1 protein-coding gene is annotated in these 540 nt (G+C 73.5%); it reads right to left on the bottom strand.

Features of this window, described 5'->3' with window-relative positions:
• The coding region (locus tag ABD679_RS15280; RefSeq protein WP_344760883.1) for a phage baseplate assembly protein V at positions 1 to 540 on the bottom strand (540 nt) is incomplete at both ends.

The following is a 540-nucleotide window of genomic DNA, read 5'->3' as shown; positions in this document are numbered from 1 at the left end:
GCCGTCGCTGTCGTCGAACACCAGGCGGCTGTGGCCGTCGCCGCCCCACTCCTTCGACTTCACCCCCCACAGCGCCGCGGCGTTGCGGTGCGCGTCGTCGCCTTCCCCCATGCCGTGCCACGGCGGCGCGTGGCCGCCGGCCAGGTTGCCCTGGGCGCTGGGGGCGTGGTCCCCAGCCTGGGCGTAGGCGCTGGTGTCCTGTTCTGCCGTCTTGCCGCCGGGGGTCGGGACGATGCCCGCCTCGCCCTGTCCGTTGTAGAGCGTGCCCAGCACCATCGGCCGGTCGATGTCCCCGTCCAGGAACCCCACCAGCACTTCCTGCCCGATCCGCGGCAGGAACTGGCTGCCCACGCCGGGGCCGGCATAGCGCTGCGCCACGCGCAGCCAGCAGCTGTCGCGATCATCCGGCGCGCGGGCCTGCTGGAAGTGGAACTTCACCCGTACCCGGCCGAGCTGGTCGCAGTACAGCTCCTGGCTGCCTTCGGCGCGGGTCCGGCCTTCGGGGCCGACCACGATCGCGGTCTGGTAGCCCGGCGCGGT

The sequence above is a fragment of the Luteimonas lutimaris genome (assembly GCF_039537065.1).
In the GTDB taxonomy this organism is placed as follows: Bacteria; Pseudomonadota; Gammaproteobacteria; order Xanthomonadales; family Xanthomonadaceae; genus Luteimonas; species Luteimonas lutimaris.
This window is presented reverse-complemented; position numbering and strand designations above follow the sequence as displayed.